The sequence below is a fragment of the Nocardia sp. 852002-51101_SCH5132738 genome (genome assembly GCF_001665695.1).
Taxonomy (GTDB): Bacteria; Actinomycetota; Actinomycetes; order Mycobacteriales; family Mycobacteriaceae; genus Nocardia; species Nocardia nova.
Window position 1 is genome coordinate 20,741 of record NZ_LZML01000148.1, and the last position, 26,035, is coordinate 46,775.

A 26,035-nucleotide genomic window follows, 5' to 3' on the forward strand; every position below is an offset into this window, starting at 1 on the left:
ACGCCACAGCTCCCTCCGAATTCGCGGCCGCGGCCTTGCGTTGACACCGATGACAACGTTTAGCGTGACGGCTGCAGTGGCGAGAGGGAATTCATGCTGATCGGAGAACTGGCCGAGCGGGTGGGAACGAGCGCCCGGATGCTGCGGTACTACGAGCAGCAGGGTCTGGTCCGGTCCCGGCGGTCGGCGAACGGCTACCGCGTCTACGACGAGCACGAGGTGGATGTCGTACGCAAGATTCGCGATCTGCTGGAGCTGGGATTCGATCTGGCCGACACGCAGCCGTTCGTCACCTGTCTGCGCGCAGGCAACGAGTCGGGTGACGAATGTCCGGAATCTGTCGAGTCACTGCGTCGCAAATTGGCCGAGATCGACGACGCGATCGCTCGACTCGGCGCCGCACGCCGGCATCTGACGGATCGGATCGACGCTGTCACCGGACCGTCGCCGAAGTGTGCGTTCACCTGCTAACTCGGAGGTTTCCGGATGCGTTTCGCGGTCAGCTACAGCACGGCATTCAACGGCACCGATCCCGATCGGCTCGTCGCCTTCGCCCGGCATGCCGAGGACTGTGGATTCGAAGGGCTCTACGTCCAGGATCACATCGCGCTGTATCCGGGGGCGGACTACGGCGCGGGCGAATTGCCGCCCACCCTGCCGTATTTCGATCCGCTCGACTGCCTGAGCTTCGTCGCGGCCGCCACCCGGCGGATTCTGCTCGGCACCGGCGTGCTGTTGCTTCCCTACCGCCATCCGGTCGTGCTGGCCAAGCGGCTGGCGACGATCGACGTGTTGTCGCGCGGCCGGATGCGGCTGCTCACCGTCGGCCTCGGCAGTCTGCCGGGGGAGGCGCGGGCGCTCGGGGTCGACTACCGCACCCGCGGCCGCCGCGCCGACGAGGCGATCAACGTGCTGCGGCTGCTGTGGTCGGGCGGTCCGGAGGGTGTCGGTCACCGTGGTGAGTTCTTCTCCTTCGACGATCTGTGCAGTTACCCCAAACCCCATGGCGTGAGCGAACTTCCCATCCATGTCGGAGGTTCCAGCGCGGCGGCCGCGCGTCGTGCCGGGCGGCGCGGCAACGGCTATTTCGCCGGCGGCATGCTGACCGAGGCCGAACGCGACCGGCAATTCGCGCTGGCGCGCGGGGCCGCTGCCGAGGCGGGCCGCGACCCCGCGGCTCTCGAGTACACGCGATGGGGATCGGCCGATATCTCCGCCGACCGTGCCGGACAACTCGCCGAAACCGGTGTGCATCGCCTCGTCGTCGGATTCGCCGGAGCCGAGCCGGCGCAGCAACACGATCAGATGTCGGAATTCGCCGAACGTTTCGCGATCGCACCCGCGGTGTGACGCCGGCTCACACCGCCGGTTCGTGCCGGCGCACTCGCCGCCGGCTCTCGGCCTGGGGGAGATGGCGCAGGTCGTCGTGGAAGGCGCAGCCGAGCGAATAGTCCTTGGCGTGGTACATGGCCGAATCCGCTTCGCGCAGTAAGTCGTAGATGGTGGCATCGGTGCTGCGCGGGCCGCTGCAGGCGATGCCGATGCTCGCGCCGATGGTCACCTCGGTGACCGACAGTTCGAAGGGTTTGCCGAAGGCGGCCAGCAGTTTCTCGGCCAGTACGGCCGCCTCGGCGCGGTTGGCGCCGGCCAGCACCACGAATTCGTCGCCGCCGTAGCGGGCCGCGACATCGTCGCGGTGGATGACGCGGCGGATGCGGGCGGCGGCGTTCGCGATGAGTTCGTCGCCGACCGCGTGGCCGTAGCTGTCGTTGATGGTCTTGAAGCCGTCCAGATCGAGAAACAGCAGGCAGATCGGGCGCCCGGCCCACAGTTCGCGATTGCGCGCCGGGGCGCGCAGCAACGCCGACCGATTGAGCAGGCCGGTGAGCATATCGTGGTCGGCCTGGTACTGGGCCCGGCGCTCGCTGCGCGCGCTGCGCACGATCGCGCGCTCGCTGCGCACCAGCACACCCACCAACAGCGTGGCGAGCAGTGTGGAGACCACCACCCGGTCCACCGTGCCGACCGGCGCGCCGACGGTCGGCACCAGCGAGGCGACCACCAGCGTCACCGCGATCACGCTGGCGCGCTGCCGGGACCGGTGCGGATGCACCCGGCGGGGGCCGCCGAGGGTGACCATGGTCGGATGCAGCGCCGCCAGCCCGACCATCGCATAGGCGACGAGCAGCGGCGTCAACAGCATGCGCGCGTCGAGATGTACCGAGCCGGCGGACTGCAGGTTGTAGCCGAGGTCGGCCACCAGGATCGCCAGCAGGCCGACGTGCACCAGCCGCAACGAGGTCTCCGAGCGCGACGACGTGACCACGGAGTGGGTGACCAGCGTCAGCAGCAAGGCATCGATCACCGGATAGATCGGCATGATCAGCGCCGAGGCGTCCCACTGCCGGGTGTTGTGCAGCACCGGGGAGATGAGAAAGGTCCACGAGGCGAGCAGGGCGCCGAGCGCGATCAGACCGGAATCCAGCACCAGATCGCGCTGACAGCTCGAGCGCCGCGGCCACAACCAGAGGAAGGCGGCGACTCCGACGCCGCCGTAGCCGGCCAGCGTCGCCAGATCGTCGTACGGCGGGAAGCCGCTGGCGGTGAAATCGCGCAGCAGTGTTCCGGCGGCGAACAAGACGCCGGAGAGGGCGAGCAGATACCAGGCTGCCGGCGCGGGCGGCCGATGCCGGCGCACTCCCGTCCTGATCATGGTCAGCGTCGCGACGACGACACCCAGCATCGCCGTCAGTGACAGCGCCGGGGATTCGGCGATCGCCAGGACCGCCACGATCGAGACGACGGCCGTCGATAGCGCTGTGCGCCAAAGCTTTTCCGGCGGCCAGGTGCGCAGCGGCCGGATGCGGGTGGTGTGGTGGTGCTGTGTGCCGGATGTCATCAGCCCCCCTGGTCCGCGTCGTCGTTCAGGAACCGAGCCGCGTAGTAGGTTTGTGAATCCTCGACCGCGACTTCCACGTTCGCCTGTTCACCGACCGCACTGCGCAGTGCGTCGGCAAACGAGAATTGAGAATTGTTGTACGAGCAGATGTCCCAGCCGACGACCCCACCATCTGCCGCCAGGATCTGGACAACTGTACTGATCATGGCATGAAAAGCCACCCCGTGTCGCGCAGTTGGGGTAACAAGGGTGAAACCTGCATAGTAAATCGCATCGCGCTCGGCGTGTTGCGGAAACCGTGTCGCAAAATACTCCGGACTGATCCACGGCACGGTGTCCAGATGCCGCGTCAGGGTGGTGAGTCCGATCGGTTCGCCGGCCGGTGTGCGGGCCACGATCTTGTCGACCCGGGTGTCGGTCATCTCCGCGCGGAACTCGTTGCGATGCAGCACCTGCCGGGCGATCGCGCGCGCTCGCAGCGGTCCGAAAGCCTGCTCGTAGAGGTCGTGGAAGAGGTCGATCTCGGCGTCCGCGATCGCCGTCACGATGGTGATCTCGACGCCCGGCCACGACGCCCCGGTTCCGAGGGCATCGCTCACGGACGATCCCAGCCGCTGGCTCGGTAGGCGGCCAGCACCAGCGCACACGTGTCGCGCCCGTCGGCGCGCACCGCGACGGTGGCAGTGTGGATCGGGCCGAAGCGCCCTGGCCGTGCGGTGGTCATATCGGCGAGGCTGGCGTTGATGAGATCCTCGACCTGCCCGGTAGTTTCGGCGGCGTGTTCCACGAACAGGCCCGCGCCGGAGCCGTCCGCACACAGGGTCCAGCCGATCCCGGCGGCCGCGGTGGCGCCGGGCGATCGCGCGTGCCCGAGGGCGTAGACGCAGTAGAGACGATCGCCCCAGCCGATCCGCTGGCGTACTCGCGCCGTCCGCCGCACCTGCGCCCGGGGCGGGATCACCGAGGATAATCGGATCAGATTCGCCTCTCCCACACCGAGTTCGCACAGGGCCGCGTCGAAGGCGGCCACCTCGGTAGCGCCCGTTCCCGTCGCCGTGCCGATCTCGATGGTCAGCGTCGCAGGTCCCTCGCGATCGCGATCGCGGCGGCCGAGTGGGTCGAGCGAAGTATGAGTTGTGAGCATCGTGTTCGATCCTTCCCGGGCTCACCAGTGTTGCATTTTGCAGGGCGATGTTTCTCTAAATTCTTCCTTCGAAGAGTGGCAGATCGACCCGGCGCGCGCCGCGCGGGCGGCGGACTGGCCCCGGAGATGCACTGGGGCGCGCTACGATCCGGGCACATCGTGACCCGGTCGACCGCTGGTCTTTCCGACAGGAGATCCGTATGCAGCCGCTAGCTCAGCCACCGCACCGGTTCGATTCTGCGGCGGCGGTGCTGGGGTCGGATCAGCTCCGGCTCGATGCCGCGCCCGTCGATTACGCCTTGGTCGCCGTGTATTTCGTCTTCGTACTCGGAATCGGACTGATGGCCCGCGCACGGGTCTCCTCGAGTATCGATTTCTTCCTGTCGGGTCGTTCGCTGCCGGCGTGGGTCACCGGCCTGGCCTTCATCTCCGCGAATCTCGGTGCGGTCGAGATCATGGGCATGTCGGCCAACGGCGCCGAATACGGCATGCCGACCATGCATTACTTCTGGATCGGCGCGGTGCCGGCCATGCTGTTCCTCGGCGTGGTGATGATGCCGTTCTACTACGGCTCCAAGGTGCGCAGCGTCCCGGAATTCATGCGGCGCCGCTTCGGCACCGGTGCGCATCTGGTGAACGCGCTCAGTTTCGCGGTAGCCCAGGTGCTGATCGCCGGGGTGAACCTCTATCTGCTGGGTTCGATCGTCAACGTGCTGCTGGGCTGGCCGCTCTGGGTATCGGTGATCGTGGCGGCGCTGATCGTGTTGTCCTACATCACCCTCGGCGGTCTGTCGGCGGCGATCTACAACGAGGTGCTGCAGTTCTTCGTCATCGTCGCGGCGCTGCTGCCGCTCACCCTGGTCGGCCTGCATCGCATCGGCGGTGTGAGCGGATTGAAGGACCAGGTGACCGCCCGGCCCGACGGCTCCGAACAGTGGCATTCCTGGCCGGGCCACGAGCTCAGCGGTTTCTCGAACAACTTCCTGTCGGTGACGGGGATCGTGCTCGGACTCGGCTTCGTGCTGTCCTTCGGTTACTGGACAACCAATTTCGTCGAGGTGCAGCGCGCGCTGGCGACGCATTCGATCTCGGCCGCGCGCCGCACCCCGATCATCGGCGCCTATCCGAAGATGTTCATCCCGTTCATCGTCGTCATCCCCGGTATGGTCGCCGCGCTGCTGATCCCGCAGATCGCCGAGTTGAAGAACACCGGCCACGGTGACGCGACCTACAACCAGTCGCTGCTCTATCTGATGAAAGAGGTCCTGCCGAACGGACTTCTGGGCGTCGGCCTGGCGGGACTGCTGGCGGCGTTCATGGCCGGGATGGCGGCCAACATCTCCGCGTTCAACACCGTCTTCAGCTACGACCTGTGGCAGCAGTACGTGATCAAGGACAAGCCCGACGGTTACTACCTCACCGTCGGCCGCCTCGCCACCGTCGGCGCCACGGCCATCGCGATCGGCACCGCGTTCATCGCGGGCAGCTTCTCGAACATGATGGACTATCTGCAGACGCTGTTCTCGTTCTTCAACGCGCCGCTGTTCGCGACCTTCATCCTCGGCATGTTCTGGAAGCGGATGACCCCGACCGCCGGCTGGGTGGGTCTGGTGTTCGGAACGCTCAGCGCGGTGGTGGTTTTCATCCTGAACAAGGCCGAGGTGTTCCATCTGTCGGGGCAGGGCTCGAGTTTCGTCGCCGCCGGCGTGGCCTTCGTGGTCGATATGGTGCTCAGTATCGCGGTGAGTATGTGGACCGCGCCCAAACCCGACGCCGAACTGGTCGGACTGGTGTATTCGGAGACGCCGAAGGCCCAGCTCAGCGATCCCGATGCCGCGACGCTGCCGTGGTATCAGCGACCGGTGCTGCTCGCCGGGATCGCGCTGGTCATCGTGATCGCGCTGAACATCTTCGTGGGATGAGGAAGTGACGCCATGCTTTTCGATATCCGCACCATCGTCGGCTCCCTGCTCGGGTGCTACGGCCTGATCCTCGTCGTCACCGCACTCGTCCACGACACCGTGGCCGATCGGGTGCGCACCGGCGGTTGGAACATCAACCTCTGGGCCGGGATCGGGATGCTCGTCGCGGCGGCGGCGTTCCTGCTGTGGGTGGTGCTACGCCCGGTCCGTCAGCTCACCGCGAGGCCGAACCGGAGCCGGCCGACACCGAGCCGCCCGCCGGCCCGTCGGAACCCTAGCGGCCCAACGCTATTCGCCCTCGCGCTCGAGTACGTCGGCCACCTGCTCGGCGATGGCCATACTGGAGGTGGCCGCGGGGGAGGGCGCGTTGCGGACCGCGGTGATCGGGCCGAGGCGGTGGATGCGGAAATCGTCGACGAGGTCCCCGCCGGCGTCGACGGCCTGCGCTCGCACGCCCGACCCGGCCCGGAACACATCGTGCACGCCGATATCCGGGACATACCGTTGCGCCGCGCGCATATAGGCTCGCGCCGACAGTGAGCCGTACACTTCACGCACCCCGGTGCGCCAGTGCCGGCGCGCCATTCGCCAGGTCCCCGGCCAGGTCGCGAGGTCGCGCAGGTCCCGCGCGGAGACCGCGGACCGGCGGTATCCCTCGCGGGCGAAGGCGAGCACCGCGTTCGGCCCCACCTCGACCTCGCCGTTCACCCGGCGGGTGAAGTGCACGCCGAGAAAGGGATACCGCGGATCGGGTACCGGATAGATCAGCCCGCGCACCAGCTCCTTCTTCTCCGACCGGACCAGCATGTATTCGCCCCGGAACGGAACGATTCTGGGCCCCGGCCGGTCTCCGGCCAGTCCGGCCACGGTGTCGCTGTGCAGGCCCGCGCACACGATGAGCCGATCGACCACGATCGCCGCGGCGTCCGAGCCGATGCGGATGCCGTTCGAGGCGCGCGTGACGGCGGTGACCGGGAACGACAACCGGATCTCTCCGCCGGCGGCGGTGATCTCGTCGGCGAAGGCGGCGGCGATGCGGGGATAGTCGGTGATGGCGGTGTGCGGCGAATACAGCGCGGCCAGACCCGTCGCATGCGGTTCGATCTCGCGGATCTCGCCGGCATCGATGCGCCGCAGTCCCGGCACGGCGTTGCTGCCCGCTCGTTCGGCCAGCGCGTCCATTCGCACCACGTCGTCCGGGGTGACGGCGACGACCAGTTTGCCGACCTCGTCGTAGGGCAGCTGCTTCTCGGCGCAGTAGTCGCGCAGCAGCTGCCGCCCGCGGGCACAGAGGGTGGCCTTCAGCGAGCCCGGTTCGTAATAGATTCCGGCATGGACGACTCCGGAGTTGTGCCCGGTCTGATGGACCGCGACCCGGTCCTCCTTGTCCACGACGACGACCCGGGTGCCGGGCCGGCGGCGGACGAGTTCCCGGCCGATCGCCAGTCCGATGATGCCGGCGCCGATGATGCCGACGGTCTGCTCCGGCACGCTCACTCCCACTCTCACCCGAGATCGGCCATTGCGCTCGTGGTCAATGTACGGGCGGTCTCCGGCGATCGCGTTTCCGGGGCCGATCGGGCGCCGCGGCGGTGTCGGCTACCGCCGAGACCGGTTTCGCGTGAACATCGTGGCCGCCGCGAGGACACCCAGTGCGCCGAGCACGATGCCGATACTGCCCAGCCATCGTGCCGTGGTGTCGGTTTCGTGTTCCTCGGCCGCGGCGGCGGCGTGGACGTCGCCGTGGTTGTGCGCCCCGCCCGCGTGTGCCGGCGCCAATGCCAGTGTCGGAGCGGGGAATTCGGGTTCGCCGTCCCCGGAGGAGGGTTGGTCCCATCGCACGACCCGGCCGTCGGCGTAGGTCTGGGTGGCGGGCAGGGAGACGGTGTCGGCATCCGGTAGTCCGTCGGCCAGTATGGAGAACTGTTCGAACTGCCCGGCCTCGATGCCGCTGCCGGTATCCGCCATCCAGGTGACGGCGACGACCCTGTGGTTGTCGTTGCGGGTGACCTTGGTCTTCCAGCCCGGCACGGGTTCGGTTTCGGCTTCGGTCAAGGCCGGAAGCTGCACGCTCAATTGGGTGGTGGCGCTACCGGTGGCCGATTCGTTGGGTACCCGGAAGGTCAGCACCGCCGAACCGCCGCGCGCCGCGTCCGGACCGGAGACGGTGACGTGGGCGAGAGCCGGGGCGGCCGCGAGGATTGTGGCCCCCGCGGCGGCGACACCGGCGCGTGCGGTGCGGTGGAACCAGGAATCGTTCATAACGCGGTCACTCCTTCGCGAAGGGAAAACGGAGACAACCTGTGCTGATCGTGTGCACGATATCCCGGAAGGGCTGCGCCGGCGCCGATCCCGGCGGATTGCGCTGGGCGCCTTCGCTGTTCCGCCGGCGGCCCCGCGCCCGATACCCGGCAGATCACCGGATATCGGGGTGCGGGTGCCGCGTCGTCTCGCTACCTCACTTCGCGGGGAACGGGGAGTTCACCGTGGTGAAGTACTGGGCCGCGGCCAGGACCGCGACCGGGGCGGTGACCAGCAGCTGACCCGCGAGGGTGCCCAGCGCGCCGATGGCCACGATGCCGCCGAGGCAGCCCACCACCGCGGCCGGTACGAACGGGCCGAACATGCCGACGATGGTGGCCGCCGCGATGGTCGCGCCCGCGATTCCGCCCAGGACGCAGCCGATTCCGGCGCCACCGATGCCACCCACCAGGGTGCCGATGGAAGCGCCGGCGCTGAGGGTGCTGGTCATCCGGCTCCATGCGGCCTGCTCCCGGTCGTACGGGGTCTTCCACGGCGCGCTGTCCTCGAACGGCATCGCGACCGGCTGGTAGGCCGCGTGCGCGAGGTCGAACTTCGGCGTGAGGGTCGCGGTGCGGTCGTGGATCCGCGCCTCGATCGGGAAGACGAAATCGTCGACCCGGAACGAGAGCTGCGTTCCGGCCAGGACCGTGCCGTCGGCCGCCTTGACGGTGAATACGCCGTCGTCGGCCGACAGCGATCCGGCATCGGTGGAGATGACGGTGCCGCTCGGCGTGGTGGTGGCCTGGAAGCCCACCGCGCCGGCGTCGGTGGGGGCGGCGCCGGCGGTGGCCGTGCTCAGGCCCAGGGCGGCGGCGACGAGGGCGGCGGTGGCGGCGATGTTCTTGATTCCCATGGTGATGAATCCCTTTGCGGTATCAGGTAAACGAAAGTTGCTGTAGGTGTGCCGACTGCGCCGAATATGGGCATGATGCAGCCCCGGACGACCGCAAGCGGTACGTCCTGCGTATTGCGGCGCAATCGGTGATGCCGGCCGATCGCTGTCGGCGGCTGTTACGACCCGGCCGAGCGCGCGGTCCATCGCACGGGCGACGCGGTGGTGCTCGCGTGCGCGGGAATGATGTTGCGGCGCAACCGAATTACCTCGGCCGGTGTCGTAACCGAGTGCGATTCAGGACCTCAGACGACTGCTCCCCGGCGTCGTCCCGCGATCAGGCCGAGGACGACATCGACGATCAGGAACGCGAGCAGGCTCACGCCCAGCACCGGTGCGAACCAGCCGATCCCCACAGTGACCGCGATCAGCGGCACGCTGATCCACAGCGGCGCCCGCCGCAGCACACCGCGTGCCGGTGCCCGCCCGAAGGTGAACGGGCCGTCCGCGCGGGTCGGCCGTCGTCGCCACCACATCAGATAGCCGCGTCCGATCACGGTGATCAGCGCGATCATCGTGGCCAGCAGCAGCAGTTGATTGGCGAGGCCGAACAGCATGCCCATATGCAGCGCGATGCCCCAGTTGGCGAGTTTGGCCATCAGCGGCCAGTCCGCGTAACGCAGGATGTCGGTGACATCGCCGGTCCTACCGTCCACGGCGATCGCGTCCTGGGTGTAGACCCCGGGCAGGCGGCGCTCCTTGACGGTGAAGGCGGTGGTGTCCTTCGCCGGGACGGAGATCTCGACCGGACCGTCGATGCCGTGTCCGCGGGCCACCGCGAGCACCTTGTCCGCCTGGGCGGCGCGGTCGGCGGGAACGGGCATCGACATGCCGTGGCCGCCGGTGTGTTCGGCGTGTTCGCCACCGGCCGGCATCGACGGCATCGGTGCACCCGGCAGCGCCGTGTCGACGACCGGCGTGGTCCAGCTCAATTGCTGCCGCAGCGACGTGATGTGCTGCCCCGCGTGCAACGACCAGGTCAGGCCCGTGGCCGAGAGGAACAGCAGCGGCAGCAGAATCCACATGCCGACCGTGGCATGCGCACCGACGCTGCGCGGGCGACCGGCCTTCGACCGGTCCGGCCACAGCAGCCGCCGCAGCGAGCCACGGGAGCGGCGCAGCCACATCACCACACCGGCCAGCGCGATGATCCACATCCACGAGGCGGCCATCTCGCTGTAGAGCCGGCCCACATCGCCGAGATGCAGGTTGCGATGCAGCACATCGATCCAGGTGCGCATGGGTAGCGCGCCCGTACTGCCGTACACGACGCTGTCGCCCACGGACGTCGCGGTCGCCGGGTCGACGAAGACGGCGCGGCGCTCGGATTCACCGAGGCTCGGATCGGTGAAGATCACGCGGGTGGTGTCGCCCGCGAGCTGCGCCGGGTCGACGGCGATCAGCGCGAGTCCCGGTTCGGCGGCCACACCCGCCGCGATCTGCTCCGACAGCGGCCGCGCCGAGCCGGTCGAATCCACATGCAGCAGATCCCGATTCACGATCGACTCGAGGCTGGGGGCGACCGCGTACAGCGCCCCGGTCACCGCCGCGATCAGGATGAACGGCGCGACGAAGACGCCGGCATAGAAGTGCAGCCGCATGGCCAGCGCCTGCACCGCTCGTGCGGTGCCGGACCCGGACGGTCGCGACCGATCGGCCGAACCGGGTGGTGACTGCTGCGCCGCCTCGGGCGGCGACTTCTCCGGCTGCGGCGGCTCGGTGCCGGCAGCCGGAATATCGGTGATGCTCACTGGTAGTGCTCCTGTTCGAGGGCACCCACATGGCTGTGCGCGAAAACCGCGTGGCTCGCAACCGTATCCGGGATCGGCGTGGTCTCGGGTTCCGCCGCACTGGGACTGTGGCGGTACCCGCTTCCGAGACAGCCGAATACGCGCCGGGACGACGCGGTTCGGATTCACCCGCAGAGTCTCGGTGCGGAAGATACGCCGCCCGATCCCGCGGTCGAAGCACCCGAAATGCTGCGCCGGTTACCCGGAACGCACTGTCGGCGAGAAGGATTCGCGAATGTGGGTGATGAGATGTATCAGCAGGACGCAGCGAGCGGGGGTCCGCGAGTGCGGAAGGTCTCGGTGGGGAAGATCCGCAGGATCACCCGGTCGCGGTGAACGCTGCGCGGAAGAATCGGTTCGTCGACGGCCGGGAGGCTGACCGGGACGGGCAGCGCCCGCACGACGGCGGTGCCGATCCGGTAGGCGGCCTCGGCGCCGAGAATGACGACGGCGGCGCACACCGCGCCGACCAGGTGAGCGCCCAGCATGGCGGGCGTCCACAGCGGCATATCGTGCATCTGCGCCATATCGGCCGACATCACCAGATGGCCGATCAGCTGCCCGCCCCACAGGGCCGCGACGAGTCCGACGGCGGTGGTGCGCAGTGGCGCCAGCCCCGCGACGAGCGCGCCGACCACGGTGGAGGCGGCCACGAGCAGCATCAGGGTGCTGGACTGCACCGGCATCCCGCCCGCCGCCCATCCGTGCGCGGCGATCGACAGGGCGCCCGATACGGATCCGGCCGACGCGCCCCGCAACCGCGCCACCGCGGCCCGACGCGCACGCGTCGACACCTGGGCGCGGGCCGATGCGCAGCCGGACGGGGGGAACACGAGCTGAATGATAGCCGACCGCTTCGAAGCGAATTCACAGATACGTTCGACTCTTCCCGCGTGGAAGCTCCGCGGAAACACGATCGGCCCGGGAGTCGAAACTCCCGGGCCGATCGGTGCCGGTGAACTCAGTCGCCGGTGACGTCCATTTCGGTCAGCGGCTTGCGCAGCAGCTTGCCGGTGGCGTTGCGAGGCAGCTCGTCGAGGAAGATCACCTCGCGCGGCACCTTGTAACGCGCGAGGTTCGCCTTGACGTAGTCCTTGATCTCCTGGGCGTCGCGCTTGGAGTCGGGACCCGGCACGACGAAGGCGCGCAGGCGCTTTCCGAATTCCTTGTCGTCGACACCGACGACCGCCGCCTCCTGCACGTCGGCGCGATCGGCGATGAGGTGCTCGACCTCCTGCGGGAAGACGTTCTCGCCGCCGGAGACGATCATGTCGTCGTCGCGGCCGTCGATGAACAGCAGCCCGTCCTCGTCGAAGTGCCCGACGTCGCCGCTGGACATCATGCCGTCGATGGTCTCCTTGGTGCGGCCGTCGGTGTAGGCCTTGAAGGAGTGCGCGTTCTCGATGAAGATCGTGCCGGTGACGTTCGGTTCGGTGATGCGCTTGCGGTTCTCGTCGAACAGCGCCAGCCGGATCCCGAGGGGCGGGCGTCCCGCGGTGCTCGGCGACTTGCGCAGATCCTCCGGACTCGCGACGGTGATCAGCGCGCATTCGGTGGAGCCGTACACGTTGTAGAGGACGTCACCGAAGTAGTCGAGGCTGCGCGTCACGACGTCCGGCGGGATCGCCGAGCCCGCGGCGAAAATCATCCGCAGCGAGGACATGTCGTACTTGGCGAGCGTCTCGGGCGGCAGGTCCAGCATGCGCTGCAGCATGGTCGGCACCACCACCAGCGACTCCGCCTTGTACTTGTCGATGTTGGCGAGCGTCTTCTCGGGATCGAACCGGCGCTGCTGGAAGATCATCCGGTTGCCGAGCGAGAGCCCGAGGGTGAACTGCGAGAGCCCGGTGGCGTGGAAGACCGGCGCCGCGACGACCATGGAACCGTTGCGCGGCAACGGAATTCGATCCAGGAACTGCGCGGAGATGAACGGGCTGACCTTGTCGCGCGGCGCGCCCTTCGGGGTGCCGGTCGTGCCGGAGGTCAGAATCACCATGCCGCCCGGCTTCGTCGGCGCGCTCACCGCATCGGGGGACTGGCCCTCGCGCAGCGAATCGACGGTCGGGATCGAAGGATCGACGTTGTCGGACTCGTCCACCCAGGTCAGGATGCGGGGGATCTCGTCGGGAATGGCGCTCATCAGGTCGAAGAACTCGCTGTCGTGCAGCACCAGTTTGACCTGCTCGCGCGTGGCGACATCGGCGAACTGCGGTTTCGCGAAGCCGGTGTTCATCAATACCGCCCGCACACCGAGCTTGCCGGTGGCGGCCAGGCTCAGCACCATGCCGCGGTGGTCGCGCGCCAGCAGCGCCACCACATCACCCTCGCGCAGACCGTGTGCCGCCAGGCCGCGAGCCAGCTGGTTGGACTGCTCGTTGACCTCGGCGAAGGTCAGCTCGCCCCGCTCGTCCAGCAGCGCCGCGGACTTCGGATTGGTCTTCGCGGCGTGCATGATCACGCCCGCGAAGGGTCCGAACCTGGTGACGTTGAGCGCCGAGCTGACCGCATGGTCCGGTCGCAGCGGGCTGAACAGCCCGCGTTTGCGCATGACGTTGACCCCCAGAGCCAGATCTCCGGCCTTTCGGAGGGCAGTGCTTGCTGACGGAAGGACAGCTGACATAGGTACAACCTTCCGCGGATTCCGCCAGGCAGGCGGGACCGCAACATCGAGATCCAGTGCCTGCCAACCCTAGCAAGCAGGGGCACGCGGGTGTGGTTCGCGTCTCTGTAACCGACGGTACCGTACAACTAGTCGGGTGACCGGTTATGTGATCTGGTATTCCACCAGTGCCCGGCGCAGCAGCTTGCCGGTGGCGTTGCGCGGCAGATCGTCGAGGAACACCACGTCACGAGGCACTTTGTAGCGGCCCAGGGTGCCCTTGACGTAGGCCTTGATCTCGTCCGGATCCAGGGTCGCGCCGGGCTCGGGCACGACGAAGGCGCGCAGGCGTTTGCCGAATTCCACGTCGTCCACGCCGACCACCGCGGCGTCGAAGATGTCCGCCCGCTCCAGCAGCAGGTTCTCGACCTCCTGTGGGAAGACGTTCTCGCCGCCGGAGACGATCATGTCGTCGTCGCGGCCGTCGACGAACAGCAGCCCGTGCTCGTCGAAGTGGCCGACGTCGCCGGAGGACATGTAGCCGTCGATGATCTGCTTGTGCCGACCGTCGGTATATCCCCCGAAGGGTGCGCCGGACCGAATGAATATGCGCCCCTTGACATTCGCGCCGTGCACACGCTTGCCGCTCTCGTCGAACAACGCCACCTCGCAGGTGACGGGCGCGCGGCCGGCCGTACCCGGGGCGAGGGCCAGATCGGCCGGCTGGGCGACCGTCGCCACCGCGCATTCGGTGGAGCCGTAGAGGTTGTAGAGCACCGGGCCGAACGCCTCGGTGGCGCGCACGGTCAACTCCGGGGACAGCGCCGATCCCGCCAGCACGATGGATCGCAGTGAGGACAAGTCGTACCGCTCGCGCACGCCCGGATCGAGTTCGACCATCCGATGCAGCATCGTCGGCACCGCGACCAGCAGGTCGACCTCGTGTTCGGCGATCAGGGCCAGGGTCCGCTCGGCGTCGAAGCGGCGCATCATCACCGTCGTCGCGCCCAGCGCGGTGGCGATCAGCCAGGTGGCCTGGCCCGTGCTGTGGAAGATCGGCGAGACGATGAGCATCGTGCCCTGCGCCGGGAACGGGATCCGATCGGTTATCTGTGCCGAGGCGATCGGCGAAACCGCCTCCCGGGGAGCGCCTTTCGGCAGGCCGGTGGTGCCGCTGGTGAGGATCACGAAGCCGCCCGGCTTGGCCGGCAGCGGCAGCTCGGTCGGTGGATGGGCCGCGATCAATTCCTCGATCGTTATTGCGCCCGTGGGCAATTCGGCGCCGTCGTCGACCCAGGTGATCACCCGCGGCAGCTCCGGCGGCAGCGCGTCGAGCAGGCCGACGAATTCACTGTCGTGCAGCACCACCTTCACGTGCTCGCGCTCGCAGACCTGCGCGAACTGAGGTTTCGCGAAGCCGGTGTTCATCAGCGCCAGCCGTGCCCCGGCCTTCCCGGCGGCCGCCATCGCCAGCAGCAGTCCGCGATGATCGCGCGCGAGAATGCCGATCACCGTTCCGGGTTCGACGCCGAGCGATTGCAGGCCGCGGGCCAGCCGCGTGGAGTTGTCGTCGAGTTCGCGGAAGGTCATACTCCCGTGCTCGTCGACCAGCGCGGGCCGCTGCGGCCACATCCGCGCGGCATGCCGGACCATCGTCGCCTGCGGTCCGAGCCGGCGCCCCTCCTTCGCCGACAACACCGTCTCACCCAGATTGCGCGGGTCGATCAAACCGCGCTCCCGCAGCACATTCAGCGCCCGCACGGCCTCGGTCACCTCGACCGCCTTGCGCTGCACCCCCTGCAGAATCGACCCGATACCGACGCCCACGTCAACCATCTCCACACGACCCGATCGCGTGCTGGGGACGGTAGCAGCCGCAAGTGTGACTTGGTACACACTTCCGGTCAACAGCTTGGCCTCGATTGTGGGTGGCGACGTGTGACGCACGCCATAGCGTCGGGTGTCATGTTTCGCGCGCCGGCGGTGTCCCGAGAGCATGACCGAACACAACACACACCACAGGATCGTCGTCATCGGTGGCGGTTACGCCGGAACGGTTGCCGCCAACCATCTGCGGATCCGTACCGATGTCCATATCACGCTGGTCAATCCGCGTCCGGAATTCGTCGATCGGGTCCGGCTGCATCAGTTCGTGGCCGGTACCGGTGCCGCCACGGTCGACTACGGCACGCTGCTCGGTGCGGGCATCGAATTGGTCGTCGACAGAGCTACGCGCATCGACACGGCAGCCCAGGTCGTCCGGCTGGCGTCGGGCCGCGCCGTGGACTACGACCACGTCGTCTACGCGGTCGGCAGTGCGTCTGCGATACCGTCGTCGGTGCCCGGCGCGCCCGAACTCGCCTTCCCGGTAGCGGAATTGGAATCCGCGCAGCAGGTGCGCACCGAGTTGGACCGGCTGTCCTCCACTGCTCCGATCACGGTGGTCGGCAGCGGGCCGACAGGTATCGAGACCGCCGCGGAACTCGCCGAACAGGGACGGGTCGTCACGCTGGTCTGCGGCGAGACCGCGATGCCGTCGCTGGGTGCGCCGGGACGCCGATACGTCGGCAAGTGGCTGGCCCGCCACGGTGTCACCGTGCTCGCGGGCAAACGGGTGAGCGAGGTCCGCTCGGACGCGGTGGTCTTTGCCGATGGTGGCGTATGTCCCAGCGCCCTCACCATCTGGACGACGGGCTTCGGCGTACCCGAGTTGGCGGCCGCGAGCGGGTTGCGAACCGACGAACTCGGCCGGTTGCTGACCGACGAGACGCTGACCAGCCTCGACGACGAACGCATCGTCGCGACGGGCGACGCTGCGGCGCCCTCCGGGCAGCCGCTGCGAATGAGCTGCCAGGCGGCCGGACCGCTCGGAGCTCACGCCGCCGACACCGTCCTCGCTCATATCGCGGGGACCGAGCCCCCAACGATCGACCTGGCCCTGACCGGGACCTGCATCAGCCTGGGCCGTCGCGTCGGCATCCGTCAGCTGGCGCGCCGTGACGATATACCCGTGAAGCTCTACATCGGTGGCCGCCCCGGTGCCAGGATCAAGGAAATGACCTGCGACCTCGGGGTGCGCAAAATTCGCCGCGAGGCGCGCAAGCCGGGGTCCCTGGTCTGGGTCAAGGGCGGCCCGCGGCCGACGCAGCCGGTCTCCTCCGAACGAGTGGAGAGGTCCGCATGACGACCGACGAACATGCCGAGCGCTTCACCGGCTTGCGACCGCTGCTGTTCACGATCGCCTACGAAATTCTCGGCGCGGCAAGCGAATCCGACGACGTGCTACAGGACAGTTATCTGCGCTGGGCGCAGGTGGATCTGTCCACCGTGCGCGACACCAAGCCGTATCTCGCGCGCCTGGTCACCCGGCAAGCGCTCAATGCCCTCCGATCCCGCACCCGCCGCCGCGAGGACTACGTCGGCCCCTGGCTGCCCGAACCGCTGTTGCTGGACGACACCGACGCGTCGGCCGACCTGGTCCTCGCCGAATCGGTATCCATGGCGATGCTCATCGTGCTGGAAACTCTGAGTCCGGATGAGCGCGCGGTCTTCGTGCTGCGCGAGGTCTTCGGCTTCGACTACGGCGAAATCGCCTCCGCCGTAGGCAAATCCGTGAGGACAGTACGCCAGGTCGCACACCGCGCCCGCGCCCACGTGCAGGCGCGCCGCAAACGCTTCGACTCGGTCGCAACCTCGGAGCTCGAGCAGATCACCGAGCAGTTCCTCATCGCCGCCGTCACCGGCGATCCGGAGGCTCTACTGTCACTGCTCGCTCCCGATGTCACCTTCACCGCCGACAGCGGGGGCAAGGTCATCGCGGCCCGCCGCCCTGTCGTAGGCGCACACCATGTCGCCCGATACCTGGCCGAACTGTTCGGAAAGGCCCGCGAGATGCCGAACTTGCGAATGGACGCGGTCAACTGCAACAACGCGCCCGCCATCGCCGCCTACGCCGACGACCACCTGGTAGGCGTCTACCTACTCGAAGTCGTCGACGGCAGAATCGCCAACTTCTACGCCATCCGCAACCCTGACAAACTCGCCACGCTGGGGGTACGTCGCCGGATCAGTCGATAGCGATCGAGCGGGGACGGCGATCACCCGCACCCGTGCAATCCGCGGATGCATCGACGCACCACGCCAGACCATTGTTGCCAACGAATTGGCCTCGGTTGTGGAACCGCGTCGCTAGTAATTCGCCGGCGTGGTTATCTCGGATATGTCCACGCGCTACCCGTTCGAGAGGAGTGGATATGCGTTCGGAAGAAGGTCGTATCGACGTTCCCGGCGGGCGCGTCTGGTATCGGTCGCTCGGCGAGAACGGAACTCCGCTCCTGTGCCTGCACGGGGGGCCGGGCTTTCCGCACGATTATCTGGAGGCGCTGGCGCAGATAGCCGGTGAGCGCCGGGTCATCTTCTACGACCAGCTCGGCTGCGGCAATTCCGATCGGCCGAGCGATACCTCGCTGTGGACCGTGGACCGGTTCGTCGCGGAACTCGTGGCCGTGCGTGCGGCGCTGGGCTTGGAGCGCGTCCATCTGCTCGGCAATTCGTGGGGCGGGATGCTGGCCCTGCAGTACACGCTCGACCGGCAGCCGGCACTGGACAGTCTGGTGCTGGTCGGTGCTCCGGCAAGTATGCCGCGGTGGTCGAGGGACTGCGCGGAACTGCTCGAGGAGGAGCCGGCCGAGGTGCGAGAGACGATTCGGCGGCACGAGGCGAGCGGGTTCACCGGGTGCCCGGAGTATCAGGCCGCGACGCTCGGCTTCTATCGCAAGCATGTGTGCCGGCTGCGGCCGTGGCCGGTCGGGCTCGAACGTGCGTACGCGGCAGCGGGTTACGAGGTTTACCACACCATGATCGGACCCAGCGAGTTCACCGTGACCGGCTCGTTGAAAGAGTGGGACGTCACCGAACGGCTGGGGGAAATCGGCGTGCCCACCCTGTTGATCGGCGGCCGGCACGACGAATGCCGTCCGGCGCATCTCGAGGATATGCGCCGCCGCATCCCCGGCTCGCGAATGGTGACCGTCGAGGACGCCTCGCACCTGTGCTTCGCCGAGCAGTGGGACGCGTTCCACGCCGAGCTGACCGGCTTCCTCGCCGAGGTGGAAGGCAGGCCGGCCCAGCCGACGGCGTGAATCGACCTCGGTCCTTCGCTCGGGGTGACCTCCAGCGCCTCGAACGGGACCTACGGCACGGGATCGGGAACCGTCAGCGCCCTACCGTCGAAGGTGTACACCGAGGAGCGGCAGTGCCGCAAGGGAGGATGACACCATGAACTGGCCGACCGCCGCAGTCCTGATCGCTCTCCTCTTCACGATCATGGTCATCGTGACGACCTACCTGACCGGCCGCTTCTCCAAGCGGTAACCGGCCGTCGGCCGGTCCGGTGTAGGGCCGATCGGTGAACCGGTGCGAGTCGGGCCCGCACCGGTTTTCCGTTGTCCCACAACCTACTTCAGCTGCGCGCTGGTCGGCTCCAGCACGCGCCGGGCCACGATCAGCTGCTGAATCTGCTGCGTCCCTTCGACGATGTCGAGAATCTTTCGGCTCAACGACTGCGACAGCAATGAGCGCAAAGATCGTGTTCAGCGGGTCGCTGCGGTGTTCACCCCTCTGATGGCCATCGGACCGAAGATGTCGTCGTTGTCGCGAATCACTGCGGTGAACCGGTCACCGACTTGTCTTGTGGGATATACCTTCTCGACGGTGCCGTCGACGGCGTTACACGCATGCAGCATCGCGGCCTCGATTTCGCCGCGGCCGAAGTCGTCGATCGCCAAGCGGATCGAATCACACCGTGGTGCCACTGAGCTGGAAAGAAGGATCGCCGATACAGCACCTGGTGGTCCTGAGTGCTGCGCCGCATTGGGACGGCGGATCGTGGTTGTCGCTGTGTGCGGTGGTCTTTGTCGCCGGCTCTCGGGTTGACGCGAAAGCGATCGGATAACGTGGGTGGATGCGGAGCGTTGAGCGTCCTTCGCGGGTGATTTTCCTCAACGGCACGTCGTGCGCGGGAAAGACCACGTTGGCGCGGGCCATCCAGGATGAGAGTGACGTCCCGTTCGTCTACTGGGGGATCGACACCCTGTTCAGTCTGGTGCCGCCGAACTGGGGTGGTGGGCGCGACGGCCGGCTTAGTCGCGACGGTTTCTGGTACGACCGGACTGGCCAGGATGCAGACGGTCATTCGGTGCTGGTCGTCCGTTACGGCCAGGTCGGGTACCGCATGCTGCGGTCGGGGTGTGCTGCGGCTGCTGAATTCGCTCGGGGTGGTGATCATCTGGTCATAGACGAGATGTTGCTTTCCCCGGATCTGCTGCCGATATGGCTGGATGAATTGGCCGGCCTGGATGTTCAACTGGTCGGTGTCACCTGTCCGCTCGCTGTCGCCGAGCAGCGGGAACTGGTTCGTGGCAAAACGATCGGGTTGGCGCGAGGCCATCTGGCCACAGTGCACGATCACGGTTTCCCCTACGACATGATCGTCGACACGACTACTGCGACGCCCGCCGAACTGGCCCGAGTTGTACTGCATCGAGAGCAGACTGCCGGCCAGTGACGTTGTTTGGCCTTGGTGGTGGTCGGTATGCGTACATGGGTGGGCGAATGCCCATCACGTAGTGACGCGTAGCGCCCTCGAGGCTGGAGGGGCGCGGGAACACAATGCAGGCCGACCACCACCAGGGCCACGCGGCCGAAGGACGCCCACGTCGGTAGACCGCATCGGCGGGACCTCGGCAAGGTAACTGGTCTTTTGACCAGCGATTATGTCGATTTTGTTTGCTTTTTGTGTTTCGTTGCTACCAGGGGGTGGTAGCCATCGATCGGGTCGGGAATCAGAAAGAATCCATTTGAAGGAGATGAGGACGATGGGTTCATTCGGACTCGATACCAGTGTCGCCTTTACTGCCGCTCTGCGGTGGATTGAGCTGATGTTCGGAATCGACCTCGGCGTCCACTGACGGCGGCGTGTGACAGGTTGCTGACCGCCGGTAGCTCACTACCGGCGGTCAGTCCTTTGCCGGGCCGGTTTCCCGGCTTATCCGGCTTCTGTTCCAACCCCGCCTTGGAAAACGCCGGAGGTGAAAGAATCGGTGCGAGTGATGAAGCGAACCCGCACCGGTTTTCCGTTGTCCCGCAACCTACTTCAGCTGCGCGCTGCTCAGCTCGAGCACCCGCCGCGCCACGATCAGCTGCTGGATCTGCTGCGTGCCTTCGAAGATGTCGAGAATCTTCGAGTCACGGCTCCACTTCTCCAGCAGGGTGCGCTGGGAGTAGCCCACCGCGCCGGCCAGTTCGACGGCCTTCAGGGTCACGTCGGTGCCCATGCGCCCGGCCTTGGCCTTGGACATGGAGGCTTCGAGGGAGTTGGGCTTCTTGTTGTCGGCCATCCACGCCGCGCGCAGGGCGAGCAGGTAGGCGGCTTCCCAATCCGATTCCATGCGAAGGAATTCCGCGGCGGCGGCGGACTGGTTGTTGGCGGGGATGTCGTAGGAGATCTCCACGCCGGACTCCTCGAGGATCTTGCGCAGTTCCTCGAGTGCGGCGCGGCCGACGCCGATGGCCATCGCGGCCACCAGCGGGCGGGTGTTGTCGAAGGTCTGCATGACCCCGGCAAAACCCTTCTCCACGTTGACTTCCGGGCTGCCGAGGATGTTGTCGGCCGGAATGCGGCAATCCTCGAGGCGCAGTTCGGCGGTGTCGGAGGCCTTGATGCCGAGCTTGTGCTCGAGGCGAGCTACGGTGAGGCCCTTGGCATCTCGCGGCACCACGAACGACTTGATCGCCGCGCGGCCCTTGGACTTGTCCACCGAGGCCCACACCACGATGTGGGTGGCGCGCGAGCCGGCGGTCACGAAGATCTTGGTGCCGTTGAGGATCCACTCGTCACCGTCGAGCACCGCGGTGGTCGACACGGCCGCGGAGTCCGATCCGAAGGACGGTTCGGTGATGGCCATCGCCGCCCACACCTTGCCGAAGCGCTCCAGCTGCTCGTCGGTGGCGACCGCCGCGATCGCGGCGTTGCCCAGTCCCTGGTAGGGGATCGACAGCATCAAACCGACGTCGCCCCAGCAGGTTTCGAGCGCATTCAGCAGAGCCGACATGTTGCCGCCGTTGCTGTTGCCGAGCAGTTCGGTGGAGTGGCTGTCGGCGGCCTCCTCACCGGACTTGGCCTTGCGGCCGCCGGTGGCGCCGGAGATGTCCTGGGTGCCGGAGTCGGCCAGGCCCTCCACCATGGCTGCCATGGTGTCGAGCTCCACCGGGTATTCGTGCTCGCCCAGGTCGTACTTGCGCGAGATGGGGCGGAAGATCTCGGCGGCGACCTGGTGGGCCTGGTTGGCGCTGGCCCGCAGCTTCTTGGGGAGTTCGAGATTGATCATCGGAATGTCTCCATCAATACGGTTCAGGGGGTCGAGGAGACCCGGATCAGATCAGGACCACACCTTCGGCGACGCCGATCGCCCGCAGATCGCGGTACCAGCGCTCGACCGGGTGTTCCTTGGTGTAGCCGTGGCCGCCGAGCAGCTGCACGCCGTCCAGGCCGATCTGCATGCCCTTGTCGGTGGCGAACTTGCGGGCCAGCGCCGCCTCCCGGGAGAAGGACAGCCCCTGCTCCGCGCGTGACGCACCCCGCAGAGTCACGAGCCGCAGGCCGTCGAGTTCGATGGCGATATTGGCGACCATGAACGCCACCGCCTGCCGGTGCGCGATCGGCTCGCCGAACGCCTCGCGCTCCTTCACATATGGCTTGACATAGTCCAGTACGGCCTGGCCGGTGCCGACCGCGAGCGACGCCCAGCCCAGGCGGGCCAGCCGCACCGCGTCGGCGTATTCCTCGGCGCGCTGGGCGGCGTCGCCGTCGCCCAGGATGGCCTCGGCCGGAACCGCGACGTTGTCCAGGATCAGCCGGCCCAGACCGGCGGCGCGCAGGCCCATACTCGGATCGGCCTCGATCACCACACCCGGCGTATCCGATTCGACGATGAAAAGCGCGGGGCGGCCGTCGATTTCGGCACCCACGATGAACAGCTCGGCGTCGGCGGCGGCCGGAACCAGGCTCTTGACGCCGTTGATCCGGTAGCCGCTGGGGGAGCGGGTGGCCTTGGTCTGCAGCGCGAACGGGTCGAACAGTGCCCGCGGCTCGCTGATCACGACCGAGGACTGCGGCACGTTCTCACCCGTGAAGGCGCCCAGGTAGGTCTGCTGCTGTGCGTCCGAACCCCACTGCGACAGCGCGACGGCCACACCCGACGGGGCCAGAATCGGCAGCGCCAGGCCCATATCTCCGTGCGCGAGCGCCTCCGCGACCAGCGAGTTGGTGACCGCGCCGCGCTCGGTGGCCGCACCCTCGAGCTCCTCGGGCACGTTGATCAGCGTGATGCCCAGTTCGGCGGCGCGCTCGAGCAGATCCTTGGGCGCCTGGGCCGCGCCGTCGGCCTCGTAGGCCGCCGGGCGCAGGATCTCCGCGGCGAATTCGCGCACCGTCTCGACGATCATCTGCTGCTCGTCGGTGGGGGTGAGGTCGAAGTAGTCCTTACTGCGGGACTCGTTGGCGGGCAAGCGCTTCGGTTTACCGCCACCGGATACCTTGCCGAATGCGCGGGTGGCTGCGCCGAGCGTGCGGAAGCCGGTCTTGGTGCCCTCGTAGGTCAGCCGTTCGATGGGCTTGCGCAGGTTGTACTTCTCGGCCAGTTCGGAACCGGTAATGGTCGTCATGACCCGCATGGCCGCGCCCATCCAGTCACGCTTGACCGGGTTGAGGCCGACGGCGGAATCCGGACGTCGCTCCGTTGCGGTGTCTCGAGTGCTCATAGTCACCAGTCTTCTCGGGTATGGGTTTCGGGTGATCGGTCCCAGGATCTTACTTGCGAGTAAGTCTATCTTACTCCAGAGTAAGAAGGCAGTCGAGTGCCGATCGGTCTGTATCGATTCTCATACCCCGGCGATGTCGCGACGATCGAAAATCGGCAGCGAAGCGACCACGAAGACAGCCGCGGCCACCACGAGCCACAGATAGCCCGGCCGCAGGCCCGCGCCCATCGGGCCGTCGGACAGCGCCTGTTCGAACGGCGACCACCGGCCCCACGGGCGCACCGCGTCGACGATCTTCGACGCCGCGTACAGCACATAGGCGGCCACCGCGGCCACGCTCGCCACCGCGACCGCGACCAGGCGGCGACCGGAAGCGGCGCCCACCGCCAAGGCCAGCCCGCCGAACGGCGCGGCCAGCGCGATCATGGCGATCGATCCCGTCGCCGCGGCCCCGACGCCGATATGCATCCCGAATATCGCCGAGAACACGACAACGGAGGCGAAAAGCACGGTGCCGAGCACCACCAGGCCGGTGAGCAGCACCGCGACCTGTTCCTGCACGAGCCGCACCGGCGTCACCCGCGTCACCAACAACACCTCGAGGGTCCCGGACTCCTCCTCCCCGGCGATCGCGCGGGCGCCGCGCGAGACCGAGAAGACCAAGAACAGGATGGGCAGCATGATGCTGTAGAGCTCGGTGTTGAGAAAGCCTGTGCCGGTGAGGAAGTCCTCGATCCCGAGCAGCTTCCGCAATGCCGGCGGGTAGTTGTCGACCATCTGCCGGAGCCCGGGGATGTTCGATATCGACGGCCACAGCGCCGATTCCAGCAGTACCAGCGCGACGATCCCGAGGCTCCAGCCGATCAACCCGCGCCGTTGGTCACGCAGGCATTTGACGAACACCGTGCTGAACATCAGCTGTCCTGTCCGTAGTAGGTGAGGAAGACCTCTTCGAGATCGGGTTCGTGGCTGATCACGTCGACCACCCCGTAGGGTGCGACGAACTTCAGGAGTTCGGCCGTCGAGCCGTCCACCTCGACGTGCAGCACCGGACCGGCGCCGCTCACCGATCGCACCCCGCCGACGGCGGCCAGCAGCTGCGGTTCCGGAGGTGTGGAGGCGAAGGTGAGGTCGAGCCGCCGCAGCGATTGCGCCGCCAGTGCCGCGACCGACCGGACTTCGACCAACCGGCCCCGCCGCAGAATCGCCACCGTGTCGGCGACCGCCTGCACCTCCGACAGCACGTGCGAGGACAGGAATACGGTGCGCCCGGCGTCGCGGGCCTCTCGCAGCAGAGTCAGGAATTCTCGCTGGACCAGCGGATCCAGCCCTTGGGTCGGTTCGTCGAGCACGAGTACGTCCGGTTCGCCCATGAATGCCTGCACCAGCCCGACCTTCTGCCGATTGCCGTGCGACATCGCCGAGATTCGAGCCGATGTGTCCAGGTTCAGGCGTTCGGCCAATTCGCGGGGAACCGCCGGATCGACGTCGCCGCGCAGCCGGGCCAGGTAGGTCAGATACCGCTCGGCGGTGAGATTCGGATAGGCGACGAATTGGCCGGGGAGATAGCCGATATGGCGCTGGGCGGCCGATCGGTCACGTCCGACGTCCGCGCCCGCGACCGTCACCGAACCGCGGCTCGGACGCATCAGGCCGACGAGTATCCGAACGGTCGTCGTCTTACCGGCCCCGTTGGGTCCCAGGTATCCGAAGATCACTCCGGGCGGAACCTCGAGGTCCAGGTCGAGCAGTGCCGGCGTGTGACCGTAGAACTTGGTCAGGCCGCGCATCGCGAGCATCGGTGGCATGGTCCCAGACTGCGCGGCCGGGGCCGGACAGAGCAGAGCCCTGCGAACCCGTGGGGACGGACTTATGTCACCCGCGCAGCGCCTCGAGTACGGAGTCGTGCAGCAGTCCGTTGGTGGCGACCGCGCTGCCGTGATGCGGTCCGGGGGTTCCGTCCAGGGCGGTGAAGCGGCCGCCGGCCTCGCGCACGAGCACATCGAGCGGCGCGAGGTCCCACAGCGAGACCTCCGGTTCGGTGGCGATATCGAGCGCGCCCTCGGCGAGCAGGCAGTAGCCGAAGAAGTCGCCGTAGCCGCGGGTGCGCCACACCTGATCGGTCAGGTCGATCAACTGCTCACGCAGCCCCAGGTCTCGCCAGCCGGACAGGCTGGAGATCGCGAGACTGGCCGAATTCAGCCCGCCGACCTCGGAGACCGTGATCGGCTTCGGCTCCCCGTCCTCGAAACGGGTCCACGCGCCGGAACCCGTTGCGGCCCACCAGCGTCGGCTCAACGCGGGCGCGCTGACGACGCCGACGACCGGAACGCCGTCCTGCAACAGCGCGATCAGACTGGCCCACACCGGAACTCCGCGCACGAAGTTCTTGGTGCCGTCGATCGGATCGATCACCCACTGCCGTCCGATGAACTCGGCCTCACCGCCGAACTCCTCACCGAGCACGGCGTCGTGCGGACGCCGCTCGATGAGAATGTCGCGCAGCGACCGCTCCACCGCCAGATCCGCGTCCGAGACCGGGGTCAGATCCGGTTTGCTGTTCACCTTCAGGTCGAGGGCGCCGAAACGATCACGGGTGATCGCATCGGCCGCATCGGCCAACAGCAGGGCAAGGTCGAGATCGCCGGCATGATCGGTCACACGGC

At 67.5% G+C, this 26,035-nt stretch carries 23 protein-coding genes; 7 read left to right on the forward strand and 16 right to left on the reverse strand.

Annotated elements, in window-relative coordinates; all coding sequences use genetic code 11:
• Positions 1–93 precede the first annotated feature (93 nt).
• Positions 94–471, forward strand: a complete 378-nt coding sequence (locus A5789_RS21860; protein WP_064905963.1) for a MerR family transcriptional regulator — start codon at positions 94–96, stop codon at positions 469–471.
• Positions 472–486: 15 nt separating this feature from the next.
• Positions 487–1,350 (forward strand): TIGR03619 family F420-dependent LLM class oxidoreductase, encoded by an 864-nt coding sequence (locus A5789_RS21865; RefSeq protein ID WP_064905964.1) that lies wholly within the window; start codon positions 487–489, stop codon positions 1,348–1,350.
• Positions 1,351–1,357: 7 nt separating this feature from the next.
• On the opposite strand, the gene A5789_RS21870 is transcribed toward A5789_RS21865, so the two are convergent.
• The 3 genes from A5789_RS21870 to A5789_RS21880 are packed head-to-tail and all read right to left on the reverse strand — an operon-like array spanning position 1,358 to position 4,043.
• Entirely contained in the window at positions 1,358–2,899 is a 1,542-nt protein-coding gene (locus A5789_RS21870) for a GGDEF domain-containing protein (RefSeq protein WP_082940874.1), read from the reverse strand.
• The gene (locus A5789_RS21875) at positions 2,899–3,498 is read right to left on the reverse strand and encodes a hypothetical protein (protein WP_082940875.1); all 600 of its coding nucleotides are present in this window, start codon (positions 3,496–3,498) and stop codon (positions 2,899–2,901) included. Before A5789_RS21875 ends, A5789_RS21870 begins: the two co-directional genes overlap by 1 nt.
• Entirely contained in the window at positions 3,495–4,043 is a 549-nt protein-coding gene (locus A5789_RS21880) for a pyruvoyl-dependent arginine decarboxylase (protein ID WP_104363743.1), read from the reverse strand. Before A5789_RS21880 ends, A5789_RS21875 begins: the two co-directional genes overlap by 4 nt.
• A 200-nt stretch (positions 4,044–4,243) precedes the next feature.
• Here A5789_RS21880 and A5789_RS21885 point away from each other — a divergent pair, with 200 nt between their 5' ends.
• Complete coding sequence (locus tag A5789_RS21885) at positions 4,244–5,965, forward strand: sodium:solute symporter family protein (RefSeq protein ID WP_228794972.1); 1,722 nt, start codon at positions 4,244–4,246, stop codon at positions 5,963–5,965.
• A gap of 288 nt (positions 5,966–6,253) precedes the next feature.
• Here A5789_RS21885 and lhgO read toward each other — a convergent pair whose 3' ends face one another.
• The 7 genes from lhgO to A5789_RS21920 all read right to left on the reverse strand — a co-directional run bounded on the left by lhgO (position 6,254) and on the right by A5789_RS21920 (position 15,386).
• Positions 6,254–7,456 carry an L-2-hydroxyglutarate oxidase gene (lhgO, locus tag A5789_RS21890; RefSeq protein ID WP_064906011.1) on the reverse strand — a complete coding sequence of 401 codons (1,203 nt, stop codon included), beginning with the start codon at positions 7,454–7,456 and terminating at the stop codon, positions 6,254–6,256.
• A 108-nt stretch (positions 7,457–7,564) separates the two neighbouring features.
• Entirely contained in the window at positions 7,565–8,227 is a 663-nt protein-coding gene (locus A5789_RS21895; RefSeq protein WP_064905966.1) for a YcnI family protein, read from the reverse strand.
• 196 nt (positions 8,228–8,423) lie between these two features.
• On the reverse strand, positions 8,424–9,122 hold the full coding sequence (locus A5789_RS21900; protein ID WP_063013840.1) for a hypothetical protein: 699 nt from the start codon (positions 9,120–9,122) through the stop codon (positions 8,424–8,426).
• A gap of 284 nt (positions 9,123–9,406) precedes the next feature.
• The gene (locus A5789_RS21905; protein WP_082940876.1) at positions 9,407–10,912 is read right to left on the reverse strand and encodes a PepSY domain-containing protein; all 1,506 of its coding nucleotides are present in this window, start codon (positions 10,910–10,912) and stop codon (positions 9,407–9,409) included.
• A gap of 293 nt (positions 10,913–11,205) precedes the next feature.
• On the reverse strand, positions 11,206–11,784 hold the full coding sequence (locus tag A5789_RS21910; protein ID WP_064906015.1) for a hypothetical protein: 579 nt from the start codon (positions 11,782–11,784) through the stop codon (positions 11,206–11,208).
• A gap of 128 nt (positions 11,785–11,912) precedes the next feature.
• On the reverse strand, positions 11,913–13,571 hold the full coding sequence (locus tag A5789_RS21915) for an acyl-CoA synthetase (protein WP_063013836.1): 1,659 nt from the start codon (positions 13,569–13,571) through the stop codon (positions 11,913–11,915).
• Positions 13,572–13,715: 144 nt separating this feature from the next.
• A complete protein-coding gene (locus A5789_RS21920; protein ID WP_064922888.1) occupies positions 13,716–15,386 on the reverse strand; it encodes an acyl-CoA synthetase in 1,671 nt (556 codons plus the stop codon).
• A gap of 160 nt (positions 15,387–15,546) precedes the next feature.
• Here A5789_RS21920 and A5789_RS21925 point away from each other — a divergent pair, with 160 nt between their 5' ends.
• The 3 genes from A5789_RS21925 to A5789_RS21935 all read left to right on the forward strand — a co-directional run bounded on the left by A5789_RS21925 (position 15,547) and on the right by A5789_RS21935 (position 18,691).
• Positions 15,547–16,734, forward strand: a complete 1,188-nt coding sequence (locus A5789_RS21925; RefSeq protein WP_064905968.1) for an NAD(P)/FAD-dependent oxidoreductase — start codon at positions 15,547–15,549, stop codon at positions 16,732–16,734.
• Entirely contained in the window at positions 16,731–17,627 is an 897-nt protein-coding gene (sigJ, locus tag A5789_RS21930; RefSeq protein WP_063013832.1) for an RNA polymerase sigma factor SigJ, read from the forward strand. The genes A5789_RS21925 and sigJ overlap by 4 nt, the downstream gene beginning before the upstream one ends.
• A 176-nt stretch (positions 17,628–17,803) precedes the next feature.
• On the forward strand, positions 17,804–18,691 hold the full coding sequence (locus A5789_RS21935) for a proline iminopeptidase-family hydrolase (protein ID WP_064905970.1): 888 nt from the start codon (positions 17,804–17,806) through the stop codon (positions 18,689–18,691).
• 450 nt (positions 18,692–19,141) lie between these two features.
• Here A5789_RS21935 and A5789_RS21940 read toward each other — a convergent pair whose 3' ends face one another.
• Positions 19,142–19,336: a hypothetical protein gene (locus A5789_RS21940; RefSeq protein WP_064922875.1), complete on the reverse strand. Its 195-nt coding sequence runs from the start codon at positions 19,334–19,336 to the stop codon at positions 19,142–19,144.
• A 176-nt stretch (positions 19,337–19,512) separates the two neighbouring features.
• Here A5789_RS21940 and A5789_RS21945 point away from each other — a divergent pair, with 176 nt between their 5' ends.
• Positions 19,513–20,115: a chloramphenicol phosphotransferase CPT family protein gene (locus A5789_RS21945; protein ID WP_064905975.1), complete on the forward strand. Its 603-nt coding sequence runs from the start codon at positions 19,513–19,515 to the stop codon at positions 20,113–20,115.
• 583 nt (positions 20,116–20,698) lie between these two features.
• Here the strand turns inward: A5789_RS21945 and A5789_RS21950 are convergent.
• The 5 genes from A5789_RS21950 to hisN form a co-directional block, all read right to left on the reverse strand.
• A complete protein-coding gene (locus A5789_RS21950; protein ID WP_064905977.1) occupies positions 20,699–21,937 on the reverse strand; it encodes an acyl-CoA dehydrogenase family protein in 1,239 nt (412 codons plus the stop codon).
• A 46-nt stretch (positions 21,938–21,983) separates the two neighbouring features.
• Positions 21,984–23,369 (reverse strand): acyl-CoA dehydrogenase family protein, encoded by a 1,386-nt coding sequence (locus tag A5789_RS21955; RefSeq protein ID WP_063013822.1) that lies wholly within the window; start codon positions 23,367–23,369, stop codon positions 21,984–21,986.
• Between the two features lie 120 nt (positions 23,370–23,489).
• Positions 23,490–24,284 carry a hypothetical protein gene (locus A5789_RS21960; RefSeq protein WP_063013820.1) on the reverse strand — a complete coding sequence of 265 codons (795 nt, stop codon included), beginning with the start codon at positions 24,282–24,284 and terminating at the stop codon, positions 23,490–23,492.
• Entirely contained in the window at positions 24,284–25,177 is an 894-nt protein-coding gene (locus A5789_RS21965; protein WP_063013818.1) for an ABC transporter ATP-binding protein, read from the reverse strand. Before A5789_RS21965 ends, A5789_RS21960 begins: the two co-directional genes overlap by 1 nt.
• Positions 25,178–25,244: 67 nt before the next feature.
• Positions 25,245–26,030 (reverse strand): histidinol-phosphatase, encoded by a 786-nt coding sequence (hisN, locus tag A5789_RS21970; protein ID WP_227462794.1) that lies wholly within the window; start codon positions 26,028–26,030, stop codon positions 25,245–25,247.
• Positions 26,031–26,035: the final 5 nt, after the last annotated feature.